Below are 23,877 nucleotides of genomic sequence, written 5' to 3' on the forward strand. Positions count from 1 at the left end.
CCAACTCTCCGGTGAGTACGGTGACGCTCCGGGCCGGCGGGCCGCTCGTACGCATCCGGCGTCCCGGCCCCGGAGGAGGCCCCCGAGATGGTACTCACGAGCCGCCCCCGCCGGGCGCGACGGGGGCGGCCGGATCCGGGCCCGCCACGCCCATGCTGCGCCGCAGCTCCTCGGTCTTGGCCAGGCAGGCGTCCCGCAGCCGTTCGTCGCGCACGTCCCCGGCCAGGGCTCCGGTGAGCGCGAGCGCCTCGTCGAGCTTGGCGTACTGCTTGCGCGCGTGGGCCCGCACCGCGGCGTCCACCGCGCAGGTCACCGCCTGGTCCGGGTGGCCCATCGCCTGGTGCGCCCGGGCGCGCACCAGCGCGACCCGCATCCGCATCGCGTCGCCGGCCGGGGCCCCGTCCAGCGCCGCGTCCAGCACTTCCAGCGCCTGCCGGGGCCGTCCGGCGGCCACCAGCGCCTGGGCCACGTTGTAGCTCTGCACGGCGACGCCGTGGCGGTCGCCCTCGTTGGCCCGCAGCGCCCGGGTGAAGAGTCCGACGGCCGCCTCGTGGTCGTCGCGCGCGCGGCACAGCAGGCCCCGGGTCTCCCAGATCACGCCGTGCAGCCGGGGGTCGGCGACCACGCCCAGCAGCTCCTGCGCCCGGTCCAGTTCGGCGTGCGCCTCGTCGTAGTCGCCCAACTCGTAGTACGCGCGGGCGAGTTGGTTGCGCATGCGGATCTCGGCGTCCGTGCGGGCCTCCCACTGGGCGGCGGCGACGCCCAGCCGGTGCGCCTCGATCCAGTCGCCGTAGTGCTTGCGACTGTGGTAGAGCGCCCACAGCGACTCGCACAGCCGCCACACGGCGTCGTGCCATCCGCGTGCGTGGGCCAGCCGCATGACCGCCAGCAGGTTGTCGCGTTCGGCGTCCAGCCAGTCGAGCGCCTGCCCGCCGCTGGTGAACGGGCTGACGCCGTCCGGCGGCGGTTGCAGCCGCATCCGGTCGCCCAGCACCAGCCGGTCGGCGTGCCCGGCGGCGTTCAGGTAGAAGACGACGAAGAGGCGCGACGTGGCGTCCCCGCGCTCTTGCGGCTCGCCCGCCGTGGCGTACGCGCGGGCGTGGGCGCGTACGACGTCGTGCAGCCGGAACCTGCGCGGCAGAGCGTCCGCCTCCGCGTCGTCGCTCGGGACGCTGCGCTCGTGCGGCGCGGCGAGATTCGACGTCAGCAGTTCACCGAGGCCCGCGTCGAACCCCCGCGCCCCGGCGGCGCCGACCGCGGCGGCGGTGAAGGACGTGCCGGGGAAACAGCCCAGCACCCGGTACAACTCCCTCGCCGGTTCCGAGAACCCCGCCACCACCTGGTCGAACACGACCCCCACGGTGTCGTGCCCGCCGCCGCGGCCCAGCCATCCGGCCTCGTCGCCCAGCGTGCGCACGACGTCGTCGAGCGACAGGTGGGGCCGCTCCAGCACCTGGGTGCCTGCGGCGCGCATGGCCAGCGGCAGCCCGCCGCAGAACCTCCACAACTCGACCGCCTGCCGCTGCTCCGCGTTCTCCAGCCAGCAGCGCACCAGTTGCACACCGGCCGTCTCGTCCAGGGGCTCGACGACGACCTCGGCCGCGCCGTCCAGCAACAGGGAGGGCAGCCTGCGACGGCTGCACACCACGAGGTGACCGCCGCCGGGGATCAGCGGGCGGACCTCGGGGGCTTACCGGACGTTGTCGACCACCACGAGCAGCCGCAGCCCCCTCGTCACCGTGCGGAACAGCGCCGACCGGCCGGAGACCGTGGCGGGCAGGAAAGCCGCGTGCACCCCGAGGGCGGCGAGGAAGTCACCCAGCACGGCGCCGACGTCCACGACTCCGTCCCGCCGCCCGTCCTCCAGGTTGGCGTACAACTGCCCGTCCGGGAAACGGTCCGCCACCGCGTCCGCCCACTCGGCGATCAGCCGGGTCTTGCCGACACCGCCCATCCCGGAGACCGTCACCAGGTTGGCGAAGGTCAACGCCCTTGTGAGCCGGTCGAGTTCGCGCTTGCGGTTGACGAACGTGCCGATCCGCGAGGGCAACTGGCGTGGCGGCGGGGGACGGTGGTCCTCTGCCTGATGGATCGTCAGTCCTTCGATGCGCTCGGCCTGGAGCACGGTGCCGTGCACCGAGGCGTGACCGTCCAGACTGTTGCGCGTCGCATGCCGACCGTCCGGTCCGCTCTGCCCGTCCACCCCGGTCCCCCTCCCGCCGTGACCGGTGCCCCGGCCGGCTCCACTTCGGGGACCAGCGTATGGCCTGCCCGCGACGGAGAGACGCCAACAAGGTGGCGTGTTGGGCGGCCCGGTGGCGAGCCGCTCCGCGAGCCGGGACAACACGCGGACCCGTACGATGTGTTGTGCCGACGAGACGTCGGCCGACGAGGCCACGGCGTGACGGAAGTGGGGACCGGGGATGGGGGCGGCGGTATGAGGGCCAAGCGGGCGGACACCTCCGATCCGTGGTTCCACCGGCATCCGGCCGAGTCCCCGGCCGTGCGGCTCGTGTGCTGCCCGCACGCGGGCGGGACCGCCGCCGCCTACGTCGGCTGGCCGCAGCGGCTGCCGCGTCACGTCGAGACGCTGGCCGTGCAGTATCCCGGCCGGCAGAACCGCTTCCACGAGCCGTGCGCCGCGTCGATGGACGAGCTGGCCGACGCGCTGGCGATCGCCCTCAAACCCCATCTGGGGCTGCCGCTCGTGCTGTTCGGCCACAGCATGGGCTCGGCCGTCGCCTACGAGGTCGCGGTACGGCTGGAGCGCGAGGGAGCCGACGTGGCCCGGCTGCTGGTCTCCGGGCGCGGCGCACCGCACCGCGCGTACGCCACCGCGCGGCTGCCCGGACTCGACGACGCCTCGCTCCTGGAGAACGTACGGCGCCTGGCCGGGCCGGAGGCCGCCGTCTACGACCACCCCGAACTGCGCGACGTGCTGATGCCGCCGCTGCGCGCCGACTACCGGCTGCTGGACGCCTACCAGCCCGCCGCCGTCCCGGCCGTGCTGCGCGCCCCGGTCGCGGCGTTCGGCGGCGACGCCGACCCGGCCTGCCCGGTCGACGAACTGGACACCTGGGCCGACGTCAGCGGCTCGCCGTTGCGCAAGCGCCTCTTCCCCGGCGGCCACTTCTACCTGCGCGACCACGAGGACGCGTTGCTGGACGACGTGGCGCGGCTGCTGCCCCAGCCCTGAAATCCCCTGCCCGGAACGCCACTTACTGTCGCGTAACGCTGCGCACAGGGTGACCGCCCGGGATACTGGGCGCCCTGAGCCGGGGACACGGTACGGGGGGAGGCTCGGGATGAGCGACGACGCGCCGCGCGACGGGGCGGCCGAGGACGACGGGACACGCCTGCTCGCGGGCCGGTACGCGCTGGGGGAGTGTCTTGGCAGCGGCGGCATGGGCACCGTCTGGCGTGCCGAGGACCGGACGCTGGAGCGCGAGGTCGCCGTCAAGGAGATCACCGTCGGCGCCCTCGCCGATGAGCAACTGGCCGTGCTGCACGTGCGGTTGCGGCAGGAGGCCAGGGCGGCGGCCCGTATCAGCCACCCCGGCGTCGTCACCGTGCACGACGTCCTGGAGGAGGACGGCCGCCCCTGGATCGTCATGGAACTGGTCGACGGGCGCTCCCTGGAGGAGGTGCTCGCCACCGAGGGCACCCTGCTGCCCCGCGACGCCGCCCGCGTCGGCGCCGACCTGGTCGCCACCTTGCGCAGCGCGCACCGGGCGGGCGTGCTGCACCGGGACGTCAAACCCGCCAACGTGCTGCTGGAGCGCGGCGGCAGGACCGTGCTGACCGACTTCGGCATCGCCGTGGTCGACGGCCTCCAGGGCGGACTGACCCGCAGCGGTGACATCGTGGGATCGCCCGACTACCTCGCCCCGGAGCGCGCCACGGGTCACCGCCCCGGCCCCGCCTCCGACCTGTGGTCGCTGGGCGCCACCCTCTACGCGGCCGTCGAAGGACGCTCACCGTTCCGTCGCACCTCGACGATGGGCACCCTGCACGCCCTCGTCTCCGAGCCGCTGCCGCCCGCGCGTGACGCCGGAGCGCTCGCGCCGGTCCTCGAAGCGCTGCTGCGCAAGGACCCCGACCAACGGCCTACCGCGGAACGGACGCAGCGCATGCTGGAGGACGTGGCGAACGGCCGCCCACCGCGCGGCGTCACCCCCGTCCACCCGCCCACCGAGGTCGTCACCCCGCAGCCCCCGCTGGCCGGGCACGGCTTCGCGCACCAGCCGACGCAAGTCGCACCGGCCCGCCCGCCGTCCACCGTCCCGATCGCCTACCCGGGCGCCCACGAGCCGCCGCGCCGCGGACGGACCGGACTGCTGGTCGGCGCGACCGCCGTGGCCGCCGCGCTGCTGGGCGGCGGCGTCGCGGCGGCCGTGCTGCTCGGGGCGTCGCACCACCACGCCGTCCGCGCCGAGGTGCGCCCGGGGACCGGCGGCACCGTCGTCCCGAGCACCCCGGCCCCCGCCGTCCCGTCGAGCCTCCCGTCCGCGCCCGTCCAGCCACCCGCGGCCACCCCGCCCGCGCCCACGCAGGCCGCCGCCGCGCCGGACGAGGTGGTGCAGGCCTACTACACGGCCATCAACTCCGGTGACTACCAGGACGCGTGGGAGCTGGGCGGGGACAACATCCAGGACGGCTCGTACGACTCGTTCGTCTCCGGGTTCGCGGAGACCGCCACCGACTCGGTGGACGTCGAGTCGGTGGACGGCGACCAGGTCACCGTCCAGCTCGACGCCGAGCAGACGGACGGCAGCCACGAGTACTTCGCGGGCACCTACACCGTGCGCGGCGGTGTCATCACCGGCGCCGACATCACACCGCTGTCGGACGGCTGACCGACTCGGCCGTCGCCACCCACTTGCCGAGCGCCTCCGCCATCGCGCCCGGGTCCGCGGCCGCCGTCGCGTGCGCCACGTAGCCGTCCGGCCGCACCAGCGCCGCGCCCGCAGACGCCCATGCCCCCTCGCGCGGCAGCGCCCGCCGCACCGCGACGCGCTCGCAGGCCAGGTCCGCGAACGCGCCGTCCGGCGTGAAGTCCGCGAGCAGGAAGCGGTCGACCCGCAACGCCCGCAGCAGCCGGTCGTCCCCGCTCCCGCCCGGTCCGCCGCCGGGCACCGGCCGCAGCGCGAGGTCCGGCGCGCGGGTACCGGCCAGCGGGTGCGCGCCGTCGGGCTGCGGGTAGTCCAGGCCCAGGCCGGACAACCAGCCGGTGAGTTCGCGCGCGGTGTCGCCGCCCCGGGCGATCAGGTCCGCGAACAGCTCCCGCAGCGCCGCGCCGGAGGGGGAGAAGTCGTGCATCAGGGCGCCCTGCGCCAGGGTGTTGGCGGCCAGGCGCTCGGCCACCCGGCGGCGTTCGTGCTCGTAGCCCAGCTCGCCGTGGGTCAGCGCGGGCGTCGCCCAGCCCCGGATCTCGGCGGCCAGCTTCCAGGCGAGGTTGGCGGCGTCCTGGAGGCCGACGTTGAGGCCCTGCCCGCCGGCCGGGAGGTGGACGTGCGCGGCGTCGCCCGCCAGATGCACCCGGCCCACCCGGTAGCGGGACGCGTGCCGCGTGACGTCGGTGGACCGGGTCAGCCAACTCACCGACCGCAGGCCGAAGTCGTGGCCCACGACGCGCCGCATCGCCGCCCGCAGCCCCTCCGGCGTCAACGGCTGCGCGCGCCGTTCCCTGATCGTCTCCGGGTCCAGCCGGGTGTCGGCCGCCTCGGTGCCGAAGACCCGGTAGCCGCCGTCCGGCAGCGGTATGACGCTGACCGAGCCGGTCGCGGCGAACCACTGATGGCTGATCCCCTCCGGCGGCCGGTCCAGTTCCACGTCGGCGCCGAAGCCCAGGGCCGAGGGAGGAGAGCCGGGGAAGTCCACCTCCGCCAGCCGCCGCACCACGCTGTGCGCGCCGTCGGCGCCCACCAGGTGTGCCACCTCGCGCACGGTCCCGTCGCCGAGCCGTACCCGCACCCCGTCCTCGTGCTGCTCGAACCCGGTGACCTCGCACCCGCGGCGCACCGGCACCCCGCGCTCGCGCAGGTGCGCCTCCAGCAGCCGTTCGGTGCGTGCCTGCGGGATCAACAGCACGAACGGATAAGGGGTGTCGAGACCCGCGTAGTCCAGCAGGCTCGGCAGCAGGGCGAAGTGGGTCCGCGAGGCCGTGCGCCCCCGCGCCAGCAGTTCCTCGGAGAACCGCCCGCCGCTCGGCGTCGTCAGCACCTCCAGGGTCTCCAGGGTGCGCGGGTGCATCACGGTGGCCTTGGAGTGCTCGCTCGGCACGGTCGCGCGCTCGAAGACCTCGACCGGCACGCCCGCCGCGTCGAGGAAGGCGGCGACGGCCAGTCCGACCGGACCGCCACCGGCGATCGCGACCGCCAACTCGCCTGTGTTGCCGTGCTGTTCGCCTAACGATGTCATGGGACGCAGTCCTTCCCTCAGTTCTTTTGACGTTAAGATAATGAACGTTGAGACAGTCCGGTAGTCCGCCTCCCCGTCACCCTGGAGTGGTTCGTGTCACAGCAGCAGCCCGCCGCCGACTACGTCGACCGGCTCACCGAGGTCATGACCGGTCTGCACACCGACGCGCAACTCCAGGCCAAGGCGCTGGCCTACCGGCTGCGCCGGGTCGCGCACCGCCTGGAGACCGAGATGCGGCGCGAACTGGCGCCGCACGGAATCGAGTTGTGGGAATTGGAGCTGCTGGCCTGCCTGCGCCGCGCCCCCGGCCACCGGCTCACCGCCGGCGAGCTGACCGGCCACCTCCAGCTCACCTCCGGCGCGGTCACCAACCGTGTGGGGCGGCTGGAGGCCAAGGGCTGGCTGACCCGCACCCTGCACCCGGGCGACCGCCGCTCGGTGCTGGTCGCGCTCACCGCCGAGGGACGCGAGCGCGCGGAGCGGGTGTTCGCCACGAAGACCGACACCGAGACCCGGCTGCTGTCCACTCTCCCCCCGGACCGCCAGCGCACCCTCAACGACGAACTGCGCACGCTGCTGCTGGAGTTGGAGGGCCCGGACGGCGAGGCCTCCGACCACGGCTGACCCGGGACCCCCGATGACGCCTTCCCCGATGCCGCCTCAGGTGTCGATGGGCTGCTCGGTCCAGATCGTCTTGCCGCTCGTCCCGTAACGGCTGCCCCACCGGCTGGTGAGGTTGGCGACCAGGAACAGCCCGCGTCCCCCCTCGTCCGTGGTGCGGGCACGACGCAGCCGGGGCTGGCTGTTGCTGGTGTCGCTCACCTCGCAGATCAGGCTCTGGCCACGGATCAGCCGCAGCCCGACGGCCTCACCGGCGTACCGGATGGCGTTGGTGACCAGCTCGCTGACGATCAGTTCGGTGGTGAACGCGAGCTCCGCCAGCCCCCAGTCGTCCAGTTGCCGCAGCACCTCGCGCCGCGCGTCGGCCACCGCCGCCGGATCGGACGGCAGCCGCCACGCCGCGGTGTCGTCCGCCGGGATCTCCCGGACCCGGGCCAGCAGCAGCGTCACGTCGTCGACCGGCGCCGGGCCACGGTCCGCGTCCACGATCTCCCGGCCGACGTCGTACAGGTCCCGGTCGGGGCGGCAGACGGCGGCCAGTTGCTTGGCGAGCACGTCCTCGTCGCCCGCGCGGGCGTAGTCGTCGAGCTGGGTCAGCCCGTCGCTGTGCAGGGCCAGCACGCTGCCGGGCTCCAGCTCCAGTTCCACCGCCTCGAACGGCAGGCCGCCCACGCCCAGCGGCGGCCCCGGCACCACCTCCACCCGCCGCACCGTGCCGTCGGGGCGCACGACGAGCGGCGCGGGGTGCCCGGCGGCGGCGAACTGGCAGCGCCGGGTCACCGGGTCGTACACCCCGTACAGGCAGGTCGCACCGATCGGGTGCGAGGACGGCGACTCCTCGGCGATCCGCTGCACCACGTCGTCCAGCCGCACCAGCAGGTCGTCCGGCGGCAGGTCCAGGTCGGCGAGCGTCTGCACGGCGGTGCGCAGCCGGGCCATCGTGGCGGTCGCCTGAAGGCCGTGGCCGACCACGTCGCCGACGACCAGGGCGATCCGCTGGGAGGACAGCGGGATCGCGTCGAACCAGTCGCCGCCCACGCTCGCGGTGCCGCTGGCCGGACGGTAGACACCGGCGGTCTGCGCGGCCGCGCTGTCGGTCGAGCCCTGCGGCAGCAGGCTGCGCTGGAGGTGCACCGAGACCTGGTGCTCGCGGGTGAAGCGGCGGGCGTTGTCCACGCCGAGCGCGGCCCGGGTGGCGATCTCCCGCAGCAGCCGGGCGTCGGCGGCGGTGAACGGTCTGGTGTCCAGGGTGCGGTGCACGGTCACGTACCCCAGCACCATCCCGCGGGCGAACAGCGGCGCGCCGAGGGAGGCACGCATGTCGTCGGGGAGCATCAGTTCCATCAGCTGCGGGTCGTGGCCGAGCAGCTGTTCTGCGTCGCGGCGGGTGGCCGTCATCACCGTGCGGCCGCACGCCGTGCCGGCCATCTCCGGCCGCTCCGGTATCGGCGGCAGCCACGATCCCGGCTGCACCATCCTCGACGGCCAGGGGCCGTGCGCGTGGCGTACCGCGATGCGCCTCATGACGTTCTCCGGGTGGCCGCCGGTGTAGCGGGGCGGTTCGCCGCCGCGCAGCACGTCGTCCGGGATCTCCACCGAGGCCATGTCGCCGAGCACCGGGACCAGCAGTCCGACCAGTTCCTGCGCCGTGCGGTCGATGTCCAGCGATCCGCCGAGCCGTTTGGACGCCTCGTGGACGATCTCCAGGTGGCGCCAGATCTCGTAGCCGTCACTGATGTCCACGGTGACGGCCAGCACGCCGGTGGGGTCCGTCGCGGTGCCGAGCCGGGCGGAGGTGAGCGCGATGATGCGGTCGCGGTCCGGCGAGCCCGCGTCCCGCAGCATCCGGTCGGTCCCGGTGACCGCGGCGCCGGTGGCGAGCACGTCGCGGATCGTCTCGACGCCGGTGCCCTGGCCCTCCTCGACCGGCTGCAGGTCGTCAAGGCGCAGCGCGGCGGCCGGACCGCTGCCGTCACCGGGCTCGGCGGTCCGGTTCGCGCCGACCGGCCGCAGCCCGGCGTCGTAGACGGCGACGGCCATCCGCTCCTGGTCGAACAGTCCCCGGCCCACCGCCTCGTGCATCGCCCGGGTCGCCTCGGCGCCCGCCGGGACCCCGAGCACGACCGCGCCCTGCCCGCCTCCCAGCGGCAGCAGGCGCACCGCCAGGTCGATCCGGTGCCCGGCCCGGTGGCGCACCGTGCGGACCGGTCCCGCGTAGGTGTGCGCCCGGACGCGTTCGGGGGACAGCAGGCGGCGCAGCGAACGGCCACGGGCCTCACCGGCCGGGTAGCCCAGCAGCCGCTCGGCGCCGCCGGACCAGTCGCGCACCGTGCCCGAACGGTCCACGACCACCGCGACGACGTCGTCGGCTGCGTGGGCGCCGGGAACGAGGCCGGGGGCCTCGGGCGGTGCATTCATGACGCTCCCCTGGACCGGACCGCCGTACCGGCACGGTCGCGCCGGCCCTTCCCAGCATGGCGGTTCCCGGCGAGGTCCGCCAAAGGGCCCGCACGGCACGCGGGACGAGGGCGGGCCCGCCGGCCGCCGCCGTGCCGCGGCCGACGGCCGTGCGCGGCGGGCCGCGAAGGGCGGCGCCCCGGGCGGTGAAAGGGCGGCGTCCGGCGGTGGAAAGGCGGCGGCCCGGCCGGTCACGGAGGAACGCGACCGGCCGGGACGCCCCGCGCGGCGCGGTGCCCGAGCCGCCGGGCCCGCTGCCGCCGACCGTCCCGTCGTCGGTCAGCGGCGCCCCGTCCCGCGGCCCGGCTCGGTACCCCGGTCCTTGTCGGGGAGTTCGGCGTCGATGCGCTCCTTGCGGACCTGGCCGCGCACCGTCTTCTCCTCGATCTGCTCCTCCGTGGCCAGCCGCACCCGCTCCACCGGCACGGTCTCCTTCTCGACCACGGCGCGCTCCTCGTGCAGCACGACCTCCTGGTCGGCCTCGCTGAACTGGGCGTCCGACATCGCCTCGCGGCGGCCGGTCTCGGTGATCGGCTCGCGGACCACCCGGACCTCCTCGTGCCGCAGCGGCACGGTCTCCTGGACCTCCTCGGTCACCACGTAGCGGTGCAGCTTGGCCCGGCCCGTCTCACGGCGCTCGACGTTGACGTGCAGCCGTTCCTCGGAACGGGTCATCGCCCGCTCCTCGTCGATCCCGCCGGTGGCGCCCCGCCGCGGCATGTCGGCCGCCCGGCCGCGCTCGTCCGCGGTGCCGCCGGACTGCCACTCGCGGGTCGGGGTGCGGCCGGTCGCGTCGGCGTCCGCGGCGCTCGCGCGCTCGCGTCCGGCGCCCATCGCTCCGGCGGCGCCGGCCGCCCCCGCGGCGCCCGCCGTGCCCATGGTGTCCGACGTACGCGCGGCGTCCGGGGCGCCTCCGCCGCGCGCGCGGTGCCTGCCGTTGCCGTCGGACAGGCCGTAGTACTCGTACAGCTGGCGTTCCTCGCCCGCGGACAGGTGACCGCCGTTGTCGATGTCGACCTTGGGCGCGTCCTTGACCTGGCTCTTGTCGAAGGGGACCTCCAGGTGGTCGCCGACCAGGTTGGCGTCCTTGATCGGGACGAACGACTCGCTGGAGCCGAACAGCCCCGTCTTCACGCTCACCCACTCCGGGCGGCCGGTGGCGTCGTCGAGGAACACGTGCCCGGCGCTGCCTATCTTGCTTCCCTCGCTGTCGTAGACGGGATGGCCCAGTACCGCGGGGATCTGCTTCTGGGTGATCATGCGGTCCTCCTTGTCGTCCGTCAGGCCGAGGCCCATCACTCTCGTGGGTAGCCGTCCGTAATCACACCAAACAAGTCATATATGACGTTATTCGTGCTAATGGCCCATAAGTTGTTTCGCGCTCCAGGCATAAGAGAATTTGTGTGTGGTTTAGAACGATCGGGTGTCATATGCCCCGAGTGGCGTATCCGGTGCACCTTTTCGCAGTTGAACAGGCAATGGAGCCAAGGGAGATGTGGAACCGCAACAACGTTCTGGCGGAGGCTTTTTGTCGCAGCGACGAGCACGTCAGAGATGCCCAGGGGCTGCTGGACGAGGCGCAGGCGGACCGGGTCCGGCTGCTCGCCGCCTTCTCGATCTCGGTGGGCAGTGACGGAGCCGTCGCGGACATGCTCGGGCTGGCGGAGCGCGAGGTGAGGGTGGCCCGGCGCACCGTGGGCAAGGACAACGCCCGCGCCGTCGCCGAGGAACTGCTCGCCGCCGCCCCCGCGCCGCCTCCGGGAGCCGCCGGCCCGGCCACCGACGTGCCTGCGCCACCACCGTCGGCTGCTCAGCCACCGGCCCAGGCGCCGGGTGCGGCGTCGACGTCGGCGTCGGGGCCCGCGTCCGCGGCGTCCGCCGACTGGACCGCGCAGGCCCCGGCGGCGGGGCCGGCCGACCCGTTCCCGGTGGACGCGGACCAGATCGCGCAGGGGGCGGTGTGGACGCCGGTGCTCGACACCGTGCTGATCAACAGCTGGAACGCGGAGGTGGACCTGGAGACGCTCTCCGCGCAGTTCGGCATGGACCTCACGCACATCGTCAAGCGCGTCCAGCACCTGTTCGCCCACGGGCTGCTGGCACCGCCGCCGGGGGAGGGCGGCCGGTCGGGGCGGCACCGGCGCTCCGGCGCGGCCCCGGTCACCGAGCCCGAACCCACGTTCCCCGTCGGGACGGGCACCGCGTGGATCTCGTCTGAAGAAACGATGCAGCCAAGAGAGTGGCACCCCTATCCGGCCCACCCGGCGGCTCCGCAGGGCTGGGACGGCGTCCTGACCGCGTGGGCGGGCGGCACGCCCGGCGCGTACTCGACCATTCCACACCAGGAGCTGTGGTCGCAGGGATGACGTCCGCCGCGGCGCGGCGCGGCCCGCCGTCACCGGGGGCGGGGAGGACGCCGGGGCCCGGGGCTCCCGCACCCGCCCCCTCCCGGGGGCGCCCGCGCACGCATGTTCCGGCAGCTGAGGCGGGGTGCGGCCGCACCCCGCGGCAGGGGAGGCGGCGTTAACAGGACGTGGTGGACGACGAACGGTGCGAGGGGGCCGCGGTGGCGCCGCCCCCCGCGGCGGGGACGGTGCGCGGGGCGGTGGCGCCGCCCATGCCGGGGACGGTGCGGGGGCCGGGGACGCGCGCGTGGGCGGTCTCGCGGGCGGGGATCGCGGAACCGGCCGGGCCGCTCCCGCCGTTCCACGCCCCGGACGGCGGCGACGATTCGCCGGCCCCCACCGCCCACCGGGGCGTCACCGCGCGGGAACCGGATCGCGTTACCCCGGGGTAGGGCGGACGCGCCCACGCCGTCGCGGCGGGACCCGGGCAGAATCGGCGGACAGTGGTTCGAAGGCGAAGGTTCGAACGCGGTCCGAAGGAGAACGCCGGTGACCGAAGTCGCCAACCAGCCGCGCCGCCGCTACGCGGGCAAGCCGGCCGCCGAACGGCGCGCGGAACGGCGGGAACGGCTGCTGGAGGCGGGACTGCAGTTGTTCGGCGGCGGTCCCGGATTCCGCGCGGCCTCCGTCAGCGCGCTGTGCGAGACCGCCGGGCTGTCGACCCGGCAGTTCTACCAGGAGTTCCACAACCTCGAAGAGGTCCTTGCGGTCCTGCACGCCCGGGTCAACGACCTCGCGGAACAGGCCGCCGTCGAGGCCCTGACCCGTACCGCGGGCCAGGACATCGGACGCCGGGCGACCGCCGCGTTCCGCGCGTACGCGGCCTCGGTCACCGACGACCCGCGCCGGGTGCGGCTCGCGTTCGTCGAGGTGGTCGGCGTCAGCCCGGGGATGGAACGCCGCAGGATGGAGCGCAGGACCCGCTGGGCGGAACTCATCCACGCCGAACTGATGGCGGCCGGCGGCGGCGACGAGGCCGCCTCGCGCGCCTACCGGGTGGCCACCACCGCCTTCGTCGGCGCGGTCAACGGCCTGGTGCACGACTGGTCCGCCGGGTACGTGGACGCCACGCTCGACGAGATCGCCGCCGCGCTGGTGAACATGCTCGTCGGCATCCCGCGCGAGCCCCCGTCGCGGTGACGTTCCGTCGGACTGACCCGGCCACCTGCTGGGCAGGAGAGCAGACGTGACGGAACAGGGACTGGGACACGAAGCGATCCACGCGCCCGAGGACGACTCGACCGGGCTGGACGCGCTGACCGACGACGAGCTGCGCACCCACGTGCGCATCATGCTGGAGGGCCACGGCCACCGGGGCCCGCGCGAGTGGCCGCTGGACGACCTGGAGGACGACGTCTACCAGGAGATCGAACGCCGCTCGTCCGCCCTCGCCGAGCTGCGGACGCGTCAGGACCAGCTGCTCCAGGCCGACCATCGCCGCCGGATGCGTGAGGACCCCACCACGCCCGACGTCGACGCCTACGTGGACAGCGGCCTGCCCTGGGCCGACCGGGACGCGGAGCGCGAGTACGACGAGGCGCGCGAGGAATGGCGGCGGCTGATGACCGCCTGGGTGAACGGGTCCGTCTGAGGGGAGCACCGGCCTGGCGGCACGCCAGCGGATGAGCGGAACGATCGCCTCCGCTGAGGGGATGATGGGCGGGCTGTCCCGCTCCACACCCCAGCCGTCGACGGGATGACATGAGCACTACTGGCCCCACACCGCCACCGCGCAGGCCCACCACCGGCCACGGCGGCCACCCGGCGACCGACCGCATGCTGCGCATCCTGCTGCGCCGCCGCAAGCGGTCGCTGAGCCTGGAGGACGTCACCGTCACCGACCGGCCGGCGGTGCGCCGCGCCATCTCGGCCGCCGCCATGGGCAACACCATGGAGTGGTTCGACTTCGGCGTCTACGCCTACGTCGCCACCACCCTCGGCAAGGTCTTCTTCCCCTCCAGCTCGCCCGGCGCCCAGGTGGTCTCCACCTTCGCCACCTTCGCCGCCGCCTTCCTGGTGCGGCCGCTGGGCGGGCTGGTGTTCGGGCCGCTGGGCGACCGCATCGGACGGCAGCGGGTGCTGGCGGCCACCATGATCATGATGGCGGTCTCCACCTTCGCGGTCGGCTTCCTGCCCTCCTACGCCTCGATCGGCTTCGCGGCGCCGATCCTCCTGCTGGTGTGCCGCCTGGTGCAGGGCTTCTCCACCGGCGGCGAGTACGCGGGTGCCACCACGTACATCGCGGAGTACGCGCCCGACACCCGGCGCGGATTCCTCGGCAGCTGGCTGGACTTCGGCACCTTCATCGGCTACTCCCTCGGTTCCGGCCTGGTCACCGGCCTGACGGCGGCGCTCGGCACCGACGGGATGACGCACTACGGCTGGCGCATCCCGTTCTTCGTGGCCGGACCGATCGGCATCATCGGGCTGTACCTGCGGCTGCGGCTGGAGGAGACCCCCGCCTTCCAGCGGGAGGCCGAGCAGGCGCACGCCGAGGCCGAGGCGCTGCGCTCCCAGGAGGACGGCACCGACCCGGTCGAGGAGGCCCGGCAGTCCGGCCGCGGACGCCTGAAGGAGATCTTCACCGAGCACTGGCAGGCCGTGCTGATCTGCATGGGACTGGTGCTGCTCTACAACGTCACCAACTACATGGTGACCTCCTACCTGCCGACCTACATGACCTCCACCCTCGGGCAGAACGACACCACCGCCCAGCTGCTCGTGCTGGGCACCATGGTCGTGGTGGCGCTGACCATCACCACGGTCGGCCGCTCCTCGGACCGCTGGGGCCGCAGGCCCGTCTTCCTGTTCGGCAGCGTCGCGATGATCGCGCTGGCCGTGCCCTCGTTCGCGCTGATCCGGCTGAACGGCATCCTCTACCCGGCGATCGGCTGCCTGATCCTGGGCCTGCTGCTGGTCTGCTTCGCGGGCACCTCGGCGGCGACCCTGCCCGCGCTCTTCCCGACCCGCATCCGCTACGGCGCCCTGTCGATCTCCTTCAACGTCTCCGTCTCGCTCTTCGGCGGCACCACGCCGCTGGTCGCCTCCGCGCTGGTGGACGCCACCGGCGACCGGATGGTCCCGGCGTACTACCTGATGGGCGCGGGCGCGGTCGGCCTGGTCTCGGCGCTGCTGCTGCGCGAGACGGCGGGCAAGCCGCTGATGGGATCGGGGCCGATGGTCGAGAGCCCCGAGCAGGCCCGCAAGCTGGTCGCCCGCAGCCGCGTGGCAGCCGGGCGGCGGGCCCGCGACGTGTGGATCCGGGTGCGCCATCCGCGCACCCGCGACCGCTCCGAGCACTGACCCGCCCTACGCCCACCGCCGTACCCGCGCCGTCGTACGGGACGAGCGGCTCAGATCGCCTGCCCCGGGCGGCCGATGGAGGCCGCGCCCCAGGTCGTACGGTGGCCGCACCGCCCGCGCGGCGCCTCGGTGCATATGCCCGGGCAAAAGGCCAAGAGCATAGCCACCCGCGCCCGCCCCGCACCCGGAATCCGGCGAACTGCCCTCCTGCGACGGCACGTTGCGTAACCTCTTCGTCACTCGGCACCACCGGGCCCCGCCCGGTCAGGTGTGCCAAACACGGAGGGAGACGTGTGCCCGGAATCGACGAGTGCCTGCTGGAGGCGATGCTGCTGCCGGGGGCGCGCGGTGCCGCGCTGGTGGACTGGATCAGTGGTCTGCCCATCGGCGCGGTGGGCGAGTCGCCGGGCGGCGACCACGAGATCACCGCGGTCGAGACGGCTGAACTCGCCCGGCTGGCCGGCGAACACCACGTGTTCACCGCCCCGGCCGCGGCGGGCGCGGACGCCGACGTCGCGGTGGAGGACGTGGTGGTCACCACCACCAACGGCTACCACCTGCTGCGGTTCGTCGAATCGCCACTGGACACCTGCGTCGTGGCCTACCTGTGGCTGGACCGCGACGAGGGCAACCTCGCGCTGGCCCGCCTGCGCATGCGGTCGCTGGCCGAACGGCTGGTGCTGGTGTGAGACGCGTGCTGCGCGCACGGCCGGAACGCGGGCTGCCGGTGGTCGAGGCGGCGCTGGGGGAGGAGCTGCGCAGGCTGCGGGCCCGGGTCCCGTCGCTGACCGGGTCCGTGGTGGCCGCCTCCGACGGCCTGGTGCTGGCCCGCGACCTCGCCACCGGTGACGCCGACGGCACCGCGGCGCTGACCGCCGCGGCCATGGGCGTCGCCGTGCGGATGTCCGACGACGCGGGCCACGGCGCCCTGCGCGAACTGCTGGTGCACGGCGAGGACGGCTACGTCGCCTGCTACCGGGCGGGCTCGGCGGCCGTCCTGACGGTGCTGGCGCAGGCCCGCATCAACGTCGGGCGGCTGCACCTGGAGTCGCGGGCGGCGAGCGGCCGCATCGGACGGCTGGTCGACGTCGCCACACGGGACACCCCCGCGCCCCTCCGACTCCCGTACCGGCAGCGGTAGTCGGTACGCGTTCTCTCCCTCGCTCATCAATCCCATCACCCCGCACCGTCCACCGCCGCGCGGCGGTGACGTGTGCCAGAAAGGACCCGTGAACGACATGGCCAACGTCGAGGCAGCCCTGAAGGAAGCGATGACCGGCATCGAGGGATCCCTCGGGGTCGCGCTGGTCGACTACACGAGCGGCATGGCGCTCGGCACGGTGGGCGGCGGCAAGGACCTGGACCTGACCGTCGCCGCGGCCGGGAACACCGACGTGGTGCGCGCCAAGGTGCGCACCATGGAGATGCTGGGCCTCAAGGACGAGATCGAGGACATCCTGATCAGCCTCGACACCCAGTACCACCTGATCCGGCTGATGAAGGCGCGCGGCAGCAAGGGGCTCTTCCTCTACCTGGCGCTGGACAAGACGCGGGCCAACCTCGCCATGGCGCGCCACCAACTGCGGTCCATCGAGGGCGACCTGGAGATCTGACGCGGCGTCATCGCCGTGTCCTCCGGCGTGCCTCTGTGTCTCCCGGCGCACCTCGGCGCCGGGAGACGCGCTTCGGGGGTCGGCACCCCGGACCGGCGGACGTCCCGCCAGGTGGACGCCCACTGGATTAAATATTGCCCTCTGCAATACTTGCATCATGGATGCAATACCCGTGGACCCCACGACCCGGCACCGCGCGGCCCACCTGGGCGACTTCACCGTGCGGCCGAGGATGCTGTTGATCACCGGCTGGGCGCTGCTGGTCGGCGGCGCCGGTGCCGTGGCGGCCCTGGCTCTGCTGCGGCTGATCGGGCTGGTCACCAACTTCGTCTTCTACCAGCGCTTCGCCACCTCGCTGGTGGCCCCCGGCCGGGCGCACCACCCCTGGTGGCTGGTGCTCGGCGCGCCCGTCGCCGGGGGCCTGGTCATCGGCCTGATGGCGCGCTACGGCTCGGAGAAGATCCGTGGCCACGGCATGCCCGAGGCGATCGAGGCCATCCTGACCGGCGGCAGCCGGGTCGCGCCCCGGGTGGCCTTCCTCAAGCCGGTCTCCGCCGCCATCAGCATCGGCACCGGCGGCCCCTTCGGCGCCGAGGGACCGATCATCATGACCGGCGGCGCCATCGGCTCCATCCTCGCGCAGCACATGCGGCTGTCCGCCGACGAACGCAAGACCCTGCTGGTCTCGGGCGCCGCCGCAGGCATGGCCGCCACCTTCAACTCCCCGATCGCGGCAGTGCTGCTCGCCGTGGAGCTGCTGCTGTTCGAATGGCGGCCGCGCAGCTTCGTACCGGTCGTCGGCGCGGTGGCGGTCAGCACGGTCTGCCGCGGTTTCCTGCTGGGCACCGCCCCGATCTTCCCGGTCGCCACGGCCGGGCTGAAGGTGACGGCGGGCGACACCGCGTTGTGCGTGGTGGCCGGGGTGCTCGGCGGCGCGCTGGCCGTCGCGGCGACCTGGCTGGTCTACCGCGCCGAGGACGGCTTCGCCCGGCTCCCGTTCCACTGGATGTGGTGGCCCGCGATCGGCGGCGCGATCATCGGCCTGGGCGGTCTGGTCGAACCCAGGGCGCTCGGCGTCGGCTACGACGTCATCGACCAGCTGCTGACCGGGCGGGCGACCGTCTCCCTGATCATCGGCATCCTGGTCGTCAAGACGCTGATCTGGGCGCTGTCGCTGGGCTCCGGCACCTCCGGCGGCGTACTGGCGCCGGTCTTCATGATCGGCGGCGCGGTGGGCGCCGCCGAGGGACTGGTCTTCCCCCACGTCATCCCCGGCTTCTGGGCGATGACGGGGCTCGCCGCGGTGGTCGGCGGCGTGATGCGCTCGCCGCTGACCGGTGTGATCTTCACCCTGGAGCTGACGCACGCCTGGGGGGCCGCGCTGCCCCTGCTGGTCTCCTCGACGGCCGCGTACGCCCTCTCCGCGCTGCTGCTCAAGCGGTCGGTGCTCACCGAGAAGATCGCCCGGCGCGGACTGCACCTGACCCGCGAGTACTCCACCGACCCGCTGGAGACCTTCTTCGTCGAGGAGGTCATGGACCGCGACGACACCGTGCTGCACGCCGACGACAGCCTGGACACCGCGCTCACGGCCACCCTGCGTTGCGGCGACGCGGGACGCGACGGGCGGCGGCTCTTCCCGGTGGACCTCGGCGACGAGGACGCGCCGCTCGCCGTCGTCACCCGCCGCAGGCTGCTCGACGCCTCCGCGAAGGCGTCCGTTACGGGCCCGGCGACGACCGTGCGGGAGGTGAGCCGCCCGGCCACGGTCGTGCTGCGCCCCGACGACACCCTGCGGCGCGCCGCGTACCTCTTCGCCGAGCACGGTGTCACCGAGGCCCCGGTCGTCGGCCACGGCCCCGGCGGTCGGGTCGTCGGCACGGTCGCGCTGCGGCACCTGCTGTACGCGCGGCGGCACGACCTGACCGAGGAGGTCCACCGCCAGCGTCTGCTGCCCCGGCAGGGCTCCGGCCGGTCCACCGTCGTCGACGGCTCCGGTGCCCGCCCCGCGCCGGAACCGGCCCGCCGCGAGGCCGCCGACGTCTGACAGGGCCCGGGCCCACCGCCGGACCCCGGCGTTCGCGGCCCGCAGCCGGGACCGACGGTGCGCTCGCCTCAGATGCTCCGGGCCGTCCGCTCCGCCGGTCCCGGCTCCGGGCCCATCAGCGCCTCGTCGGCCGCCCCCGCCAGCGCCCGCAGGGAGCGGATCAGACCGGTGCGCTGGTCGGCGGGCAGACGGGAGACGATCGCGCGGATCTCCCGGCGCCGGTGGTCCATCACCCGTTCCACCAGTCCGGCGCCCTCGGGCGTCAGGCGCAGCACGACCTCACGGCGGTTGCCCGGATTGACCTGGCGGTCCACCAGGGCGTGGGCAGCCAGCTTGTCCACCATGCGCATCGCCGTCGACGGGTTGACGTCCAGCGCGGCGGCGAGCGCGGCCAGCTTGACCGGGCCCTCTCCGTCCAGGACGACGAGCGTCCGCAGCTGGGGCAGGGTCAGCGTCGTGTCGATCGCGGCCAGCGAACGGGCGGAGATCGCCACGAAGAGCCGCGAGGCCGCCATCACGACCTCGCCGACCTCCTCCACCGCCGCGTCGTCCAGCGGTTCCGGCGGCGGTTCCTGGGACGCCGGGGTACCGCGATTCGCCTGTCGCACCATGAGGCTGTTATACCGCTTTCGAACGCGCGTCCCGGCGAACCCGGAGGCCAAGGGGCCCCGGGCACCGGGAAGGTGAGGAGAGAACGCATGCGGCACGTCACCCGTCCTGACGGCATGCCCCCGGTGAACGGCTACAGCCACGTCGTGGCCGCGGCCGGCACGCTCGTCGCGGTCTCCGGCCAGGTGCCGATGGACGCGGACGGCCAGGTGGTCGGCGAGGACGACGCGGCGGCGCAGGTCCGGCAGGTCTTCGTCAACCTGCGCACCGCACTGGACGCCGCGGGGGCGTCGCTCGCCGACGTGATCAAGCTGACGGTCTTCCTGACCGACCTGGCGGACCTGCCCGCGTTCCGCGCCGCGCGTGACGAGTTCCTCGACCCCGAGCGGCTTCCGGCCTGCTCCCTGGTACGGGTCGCCGGGCTGGTCCACCCCGCGTTCCGGGTCGAGATCGACGCGCTCGCGGTGACCTCATGATCCTGGAGCGAGCCGAGGCAGCGTCCCGCAGGCCCGGACATCGCGTTGTTGCATCACGCGGCTGCCCTGTGTAGAAACCCGGATTCCCCGCCACCACCGCACCCGTACCGCGCAGTTCTTGGAGTATCAGATGACCGACCCCCGGCACCCGCTGGACAACCCGGCGCGCTCCGCCCTGACCGGCCCGCACGCGCACCTCGCCGAGCGGCGCGGCAGGGTGCTGCGGTATCCGGCAGACGTCTGCCCGTTCGTCGCGCTGCCGGACGACCCGGACGCGGCGGACTGGGCGGACGCCGCCGCGCTGGCCGGGGCGGGCGGGACGGTCGTGCTGGCCGCGGTGGACACCCCCACGCCGCCGGACTGGCCGGAGACGTTCGCCGCCCCGTGCGTGCAGCTCGTCGACGAGCGGGTGGCCGCCGGGCCCGATCCGGAGGCGGTCCTGCTCGGGCCCGCGGACGTGCCGGAGATGCTGGACCTGGTGGAGCGCACCCGCCCGGGCCCCTTCCTGCCCCGCACCGCCGGACTCGGCACGTACCTCGGCATCCGGCGCGGCGGCGTGCTGGTGGCGATGGCGGGGGAGCGGATGCGGCCGCCCGGCTGGACGGAGATCAGTGCCGTGTGCACCGACCCGGCGTACCGCGGTCAGGGCCTGGCCGCCCGCCTGATCCGGGCCGTGACCGCGGTCGTGCGCGAGCGCGGGGACCGGGCGTTCCTGCACGCCGCGTCCGAGAACACCGGGGCGATCCGGCTGTACGAGACGCTGGGATTCGGCCTGCGGCGCACGACGATGTTCCGCGGGGCACAGGTGCCGGACGCGGAGACGGTGAGCTGGGCGCGGGACGCGTCGCCCGCGCGGCCCGGACGGGACACCGGCGCGGCGTCCGGCCTGCCCGAGGGACCCCGCGAGCGGGTCGGCTGAGTCACCCGGACGGCCCCGCCCGCCGGGCCCGTCCGCACGACGCCGTACGGACCCCGGCCGCCGCACAGGGAACGCACAGTGGACGGGGTCCGGCCCGGCGACCTCCCACCTCCTGCGTTGGCCTGTCGCGGTCGGGCAGTGTAGACATGGCGTATGCCCCGTTTCCGGGGCCGGTCCTGGGCTCCGTCGGCCCGCCGTGCCACTGATCGGCGCCCACGGGGTCGGCCTGATCACCCGAGTCGAGCCGGCAGCCAGGACGCACGCGAGCGCCGGGACCAGCGGCCGGACGCCGAGCGGCGCCGGTGGCTGGGACTGAGTGTCCGCAGCCTGGCCGGCCAGGTCTTCGTGCTCCAAGTGGTCATCGTGCTGCTGCTCATCGCCGCCGCGGTGGGCGAACTCGTCGCGCAGTCGCACCACGACAGCACCCAGGAGGCCCGCAACCGCTCGCTCGCCGTCGCCCAGACCTTCGCCAACTCGCCGGGCATGGTGGCCGCGCTCGCCGCCAAGGACCCGACCGCGATCCTCCAGCCGAAGGCCCAGGAGGTGCGGGCCACCACCGGGGTGGACTTCGTCGTCGTCACCAACACCCAGGGCATTCGCTACACCCACCCGATCCGCAACAGGATCGGCAAGAAGTTCGTCGGCGACATCTCCCAGCCGCTGGCCGGTCACCCCGTCACCCAGACCATCAACGGCACCATCGGCCGCCTCGTGCAGGCGGTCGTCCCCGTCTTCGACGCCAAGGGCAAGGTCGTCGGCCTGGTCTCCGCGGGCATCACCATCAGCAAGATCAGCAACGTCACCGACCGGCAGCTGCCCATCCTGCTCAGCGGCGCGATCCTGGCGCTCGGCCTGTCCACCGCGGGCACCGCCCTGGTCAGCCGCAGGCTGCGCCGCCAGACCCACGGCCTGGGCCCGGCCGAGATGACCCGGATGTACGAACACCACGACGCGGTGCTGCACTCCGTCCGCGAGGGCGTCCTGATCGTCGGCGAGGACGGCAGGGTGCTGCTCGCCAACGACGAGGCGCGCCGCCTGCTGGACCTGCCGCCCGACGTGGAGGGCCGACCGCTGGACGAGCTGGGCCTGCCCGAGCAGCTGGCCCGGCTGCTGCGGTCCGGCTCGGCCGTCACCGACGAGGTCTTCAGCGCCGGCCCCCGGCTGCTGGCCACCAACATCCGCTCCACCGACCGCGACGGCGGCCCGCCCGGCACCGTGGCCACCCTGCGCGACTCCACCGAGCTGCGGGCGCTCAGCGGCAAGGCGGACCAGGCCCGCGGGCGGCTGCGGCTGCTGCACGACGCCAGCAGGGCCATCGGCACCACCCTGGACGTGCGCCGCACCGCCGAGGAGCTGACCCGGGTGGCCACCCCGAGCTTCGCCGACTTCGTCACCGTCGACCTCGCCGAGGGCGTCCTGCTGGGCGAGGAGCCCACCCCGGGCGAGGCGATGCAGCTGCGCCGGGTGGCCTCCGGCGGCATCCGCGACGACGCTCCGCTCTACCCGGTCGGCCAGACCATCACGTTCGCCCCGAGCACCCCGCAGGCCAACAGCCTCAGGACCGGGCGGGCAGAGCTGGAGCCGTCGCTCGACGCGGCCCCCGACTGGCAGGCGCAGGACGTCGAACGCACCCGGCGCGTCATCGACTACGGCATCCACTCGCTGATCGCGGTGCCGCTGCGGGCGCGCGGCGCGGTGCTGGGGGTGGCCAACTTCTGGCGTTGCGAGCAGCCCGACCCGTTCGAGGACGACGACCGGTCGCTGGCCGAGGAACTGGTGGCGCACGCCGCGTTGTGCGTCGACAACGCCCGCCGCTACACCCGCGAGCACGCGATGGCGGTCACCCTCCAGCACAGCCTGCTGCCGCGCGGCCTGCCCGAGCAGAACGCCCTGGAGGTCGCCTACCGCTACCTGCCCGCGCAGGCCGGGGTCGGCGGCGACTGGTTCGACGTCATCCCGCTGCCCGGCTCACGGGTGGCGCTGGTGGTCGGCGACGTGGTCGGCCACGGGCTGCACGCCGCGGCCACCATGGGACGGCTGCGCACCGCGGTGCACAACTTCTCCTCCCTCGACGTGCCGCCCGACGAACTCCTCGGCCACCTGGACGAATTGGTCAACCGCATCGACCAGGAGACCCCGGCCGCCGGGGACGAGTCGGCGATCACCGGCGCCACCTGCCTGTACGCCACGTACGACCCGGCGAGCAGGCGCTGCGTCATCGCCCGGGCCGGCCACCCGCCGCCCGCCGTCGTCCACCCGGACGGACGGGTGGAGTTCGCCGAGGTGCCCGCGGGGCCGCCCCTGGGCCTCGCCGTGCTGCCGTTCGAGACCACGGAGATCCTCCTGGAGGAGGGCAGCCGCCTGGTCTTCTACACCGACGGCCTGGTCGAGGAGCGCGACGAGGACATCGACGTGGGCCTGGAACGGCTGCGCGGGGTGCTGGCCGAGGGGGAGCGCACCCCCGACGAGACCTGCTCCGCCGTGCTCGGCTCGCTGCTGCCCGCCCACCAGCGCGACGACATCGCCCTGCTGGTGGCCCGCACCCGGGTGCTCAGGCCCGACCAGATCGCGGACTGGGAGGTGCCGTCCGACCCGGCCGCGGTCGCCACGGTACGCGCCGACGTCACCCGCAAGCTGGAGGAATGGGGCCTGGGCGACCTGGCGTTCACCACCGAACTGATCCTCAGCGAACTGATCACCAACGCCATCCGCTACGCCACCGGGCCCATCCGGGTGCGGCTGCTGCGCGACCGCAGATTGACCTGCGAGGTCTCCGACACCAGCAGTACCGCCCCGCACCTGCGGTACGCGGCGAGCACCGACGAGGGCGGGCGCGGACTGTTCCTCGTCGCGCAGTTCGCCGAACGCTGGGGGACGCGCTACACCCCGGACGGCAAGGTCATCTGGACCGAGCAACAGCTCGAACCCTCCTGGGAGTTCTGACCGCCGGGCGCGTGGCGCCTCCGAAGAACGCCCGCCGCTCCGGCTCCAACCGGTGCTTCACGGA

General features: G+C 74.1%; 20 protein-coding genes. 14 read left to right on the forward strand and 6 right to left on the reverse strand.

Annotation, left to right across the window (positions count from 1 at the left end; all coding sequences use genetic code 11):
- Positions 1-94: 94 nt before the first annotated feature.
- Together K7472_RS33435 and K7472_RS32610 are read right to left on the reverse strand one after the other, a co-directional pair.
- A complete protein-coding gene (locus K7472_RS33435; RefSeq protein ID WP_308013871.1) occupies positions 95-1,648 on the reverse strand; it encodes a tetratricopeptide repeat protein in 1,554 nt (517 codons plus the stop codon).
- A 42-nt stretch (positions 1,649-1,690) separates the two neighbouring features.
- Positions 1,691-2,203, reverse strand: coding sequence for a hypothetical protein (locus tag K7472_RS32610; protein ID WP_252395468.1), 513 nt, complete (start codon positions 2,201-2,203; stop codon positions 1,691-1,693).
- 234 nt (positions 2,204-2,437) lie between these two features.
- Here K7472_RS32610 and K7472_RS11765 point away from each other — a divergent pair, with 234 nt between their 5' ends.
- Both K7472_RS11765 and K7472_RS32615 read left to right on the forward strand, forming a co-directional pair.
- On the forward strand, positions 2,438-3,196 hold the full coding sequence (locus K7472_RS11765) for a thioesterase II family protein (RefSeq protein ID WP_222976972.1): 759 nt from the start codon (positions 2,438-2,440) through the stop codon (positions 3,194-3,196).
- A gap of 109 nt (positions 3,197-3,305) precedes the next feature.
- Positions 3,306-4,856: a serine/threonine-protein kinase gene (locus tag K7472_RS32615; protein ID WP_252395469.1), complete on the forward strand. Its 1,551-nt coding sequence runs from the start codon at positions 3,306-3,308 to the stop codon at positions 4,854-4,856.
- Here the strand turns inward: K7472_RS32615 and K7472_RS11775 are convergent.
- Positions 4,834-6,420 carry an FAD-dependent monooxygenase gene (locus K7472_RS11775; RefSeq protein WP_222976973.1) on the reverse strand — a complete coding sequence of 529 codons (1,587 nt, stop codon included), beginning with the start codon at positions 6,418-6,420 and terminating at the stop codon, positions 4,834-4,836. The two genes, K7472_RS32615 and K7472_RS11775, sit on opposite strands and share 23 nt — an antisense overlap.
- A 93-nt stretch (positions 6,421-6,513) precedes the next feature.
- Here K7472_RS11775 and K7472_RS11780 point away from each other — a divergent pair, with 93 nt between their 5' ends.
- Positions 6,514-7,044, forward strand: coding sequence for a MarR family winged helix-turn-helix transcriptional regulator (locus K7472_RS11780; RefSeq protein WP_308013872.1), 531 nt, complete (start codon positions 6,514-6,516; stop codon positions 7,042-7,044).
- Positions 7,045-7,080: 36 nt separating this feature from the next.
- On the opposite strand, the gene K7472_RS11785 is transcribed toward K7472_RS11780, so the two are convergent.
- Together K7472_RS11785 and K7472_RS11790 are read right to left on the reverse strand one after the other, a co-directional pair.
- Positions 7,081-9,459 carry an ATP-binding SpoIIE family protein phosphatase gene (locus K7472_RS11785; protein WP_222976974.1) on the reverse strand — a complete coding sequence of 793 codons (2,379 nt, stop codon included), beginning with the start codon at positions 9,457-9,459 and terminating at the stop codon, positions 7,081-7,083.
- Positions 9,460-9,777: 318 nt separating this feature from the next.
- Positions 9,778-10,758, reverse strand: a complete 981-nt coding sequence (locus K7472_RS11790) for a DUF2382 domain-containing protein (RefSeq protein ID WP_222976975.1) — start codon at positions 10,756-10,758, stop codon at positions 9,778-9,780.
- Between the two features lie 233 nt (positions 10,759-10,991).
- Between K7472_RS11790 and K7472_RS11795 the strand changes: the two genes are divergently transcribed.
- From K7472_RS11795 to K7472_RS11830, 8 genes are all read left to right on the forward strand, one after another.
- Positions 10,992-11,864: a hypothetical protein gene (locus tag K7472_RS11795; protein ID WP_222976976.1), complete on the forward strand. Its 873-nt coding sequence runs from the start codon at positions 10,992-10,994 to the stop codon at positions 11,862-11,864.
- A 528-nt stretch (positions 11,865-12,392) separates the two neighbouring features.
- Positions 12,393-13,043 (forward strand): TetR/AcrR family transcriptional regulator, encoded by a 651-nt coding sequence (locus tag K7472_RS11800; RefSeq protein WP_222976977.1) that lies wholly within the window; start codon positions 12,393-12,395, stop codon positions 13,041-13,043.
- A 46-nt stretch (positions 13,044-13,089) separates the two neighbouring features.
- Positions 13,090-13,494, forward strand: a complete 405-nt coding sequence (locus K7472_RS11805) for a hypothetical protein (RefSeq protein ID WP_308013873.1) — start codon at positions 13,090-13,092, stop codon at positions 13,492-13,494.
- 185 nt (positions 13,495-13,679) lie between these two features.
- Positions 13,680-15,206, forward strand: coding sequence for a glycine betaine/L-proline transporter ProP (proP, locus tag K7472_RS11810; protein ID WP_222977198.1), 1,527 nt, complete (start codon positions 13,680-13,682; stop codon positions 15,204-15,206).
- A 293-nt stretch (positions 15,207-15,499) separates the two neighbouring features.
- Positions 15,500-15,895 carry a hypothetical protein gene (locus K7472_RS11815; protein ID WP_222976979.1) on the forward strand — a complete coding sequence of 132 codons (396 nt, stop codon included), beginning with the start codon at positions 15,500-15,502 and terminating at the stop codon, positions 15,893-15,895.
- Between the two features lie 5 nt (positions 15,896-15,900).
- The gene (locus K7472_RS11820; RefSeq protein WP_308013874.1) at positions 15,901-16,347 is read left to right on the forward strand and encodes a roadblock/LC7 domain-containing protein; all 447 of its coding nucleotides are present in this window, start codon (positions 15,901-15,903) and stop codon (positions 16,345-16,347) included.
- Between the two features lie 97 nt (positions 16,348-16,444).
- Positions 16,445-16,819 carry a hypothetical protein gene (locus K7472_RS11825; RefSeq protein ID WP_222977199.1) on the forward strand — a complete coding sequence of 125 codons (375 nt, stop codon included), beginning with the start codon at positions 16,445-16,447 and terminating at the stop codon, positions 16,817-16,819.
- A 157-nt stretch (positions 16,820-16,976) separates the two neighbouring features.
- On the forward strand, positions 16,977-18,866 hold the full coding sequence (locus K7472_RS11830; RefSeq protein WP_252395470.1) for a chloride channel protein: 1,890 nt from the start codon (positions 16,977-16,979) through the stop codon (positions 18,864-18,866).
- A 68-nt stretch (positions 18,867-18,934) separates the two neighbouring features.
- Here the strand turns inward: K7472_RS11830 and K7472_RS11835 are convergent, their stop codons facing one another.
- Positions 18,935-19,477, reverse strand: coding sequence for a MarR family winged helix-turn-helix transcriptional regulator (locus K7472_RS11835; protein WP_222976983.1), 543 nt, complete (start codon positions 19,475-19,477; stop codon positions 18,935-18,937).
- Positions 19,478-19,564: 87 nt separating this feature from the next.
- Here K7472_RS11835 and K7472_RS11840 point away from each other — a divergent pair, with 87 nt between their 5' ends.
- The 3 genes from K7472_RS11840 to K7472_RS11850 all read left to right on the forward strand — a co-directional run bounded on the left by K7472_RS11840 (position 19,565) and on the right by K7472_RS11850 (position 23,813).
- Positions 19,565-19,951, forward strand: coding sequence for a RidA family protein (locus K7472_RS11840; protein WP_222976985.1), 387 nt, complete (start codon positions 19,565-19,567; stop codon positions 19,949-19,951).
- A 130-nt stretch (positions 19,952-20,081) separates the two neighbouring features.
- On the forward strand, positions 20,082-20,870 hold the full coding sequence (locus K7472_RS11845) for a GNAT family N-acetyltransferase (RefSeq protein WP_222976987.1): 789 nt from the start codon (positions 20,082-20,084) through the stop codon (positions 20,868-20,870).
- Between the two features lie 153 nt (positions 20,871-21,023).
- Positions 21,024-23,813, forward strand: coding sequence for a SpoIIE family protein phosphatase (locus tag K7472_RS11850; RefSeq protein ID WP_222976989.1), 2,790 nt, complete (start codon positions 21,024-21,026; stop codon positions 23,811-23,813).
- Positions 23,814-23,877 lie beyond the last annotated feature (64 nt).

It is taken from the genome of Streptantibioticus parmotrematis (assembly GCF_019890615.1).
Classification (GTDB): Bacteria; Actinomycetota; Actinomycetes; order Streptomycetales; family Streptomycetaceae; genus Streptantibioticus_D; species Streptantibioticus_D parmotrematis.